Genomic DNA, 895 nt, shown 5'->3' on the forward strand with positions numbered 1-895 from the left:
TGGGGGCAGGGCCGGTGTCCTTGAGGTCCGGGCCGTAGACCTGGGCCAACGGGCCGGTCGCGTGCGTGGTGTAGCGCACCCCACCCGGGCCCTGCCAGTGGATCGTGAACCCGCCATCGGGGGAGGAGCACCGCCAGGACCCCTCGGTCTTCAGCCGGTGGTGTGGACGGCACAGTTTCTGCCCGTTGCTCGGGTGGGTGACGCCGTCGCTGGTGGGGTCGGTGTGTGGCGAGTTGATGATGTGGTCGTTGTCGCAGAGCGTGGCCGGCACGTCACAGTACGGGAACCGGCACGTCGCGTCGCGGCCTTCCATGTAGGTGCGGTGGCCCAGCAGGAACGGGTAGCCCGGTGATTCGGGGTAGTCCTGCGGGTCGATGGGGATCTCCTTGACCTTCTTCGGGTCACAGGCCCCTTCGAAGCGTTCGGCGGTGGCCGGGTTGATCCACCCAACTCCGGCGACGTAGCCCGCCCCGGTACCGTGCACCCCGTCGATCGTCGCGCGGTAGAGATGCACCCGGATTTCCATTGAGTTCGGGTTGTCGCCGAGTTGTTCGAGCATGACCTGTGCTTTGAGCTGTGAGCGGGTCGGTAGCTCGGAGCGTTCGTCGTCGGGGAGGTTTTCCTGAAGGCGGCGGGCGTCGGCGAGCATGACGCGGGCTTTCTTGTCGAGTTCGTCGTCGATGGCTGCCAGGGTGATCTCGTCGCCGCCGGTGAGGATCAACTTGTTGCCGCGGCGCTTGAGGGTGACGGTGTCTTCCTGGGCCTGGGCGGTATTGTCGGCCAGCACCGGTGCGGCATCGAGGATTGCTGCGCGCACGCGGTCGCCGAGTTCGCGCAGGGTGACCAGGCGGGTGGTGTCGCGCAGCCACGGGGTGACGTGGGTGTTGACTGCCGC

Annotated in this window: 1 protein-coding gene; it reads right to left on the bottom strand. The window is 67.4% G+C overall.

Features of this window, described 5'->3' with window-relative positions:
• Window positions 1-895, bottom strand: an 895-nt coding sequence (locus ACT3TD_RS14780; protein WP_444638076.1) for an HNH endonuclease signature motif containing protein, incomplete at both ends; no start/stop codon positions are given.

This window comes from Corynebacterium sp. AOP36-E1-14 (genome assembly GCF_052377495.1).
GTDB lineage: Bacteria > Actinomycetota > Actinomycetes > Mycobacteriales > Mycobacteriaceae > Corynebacterium.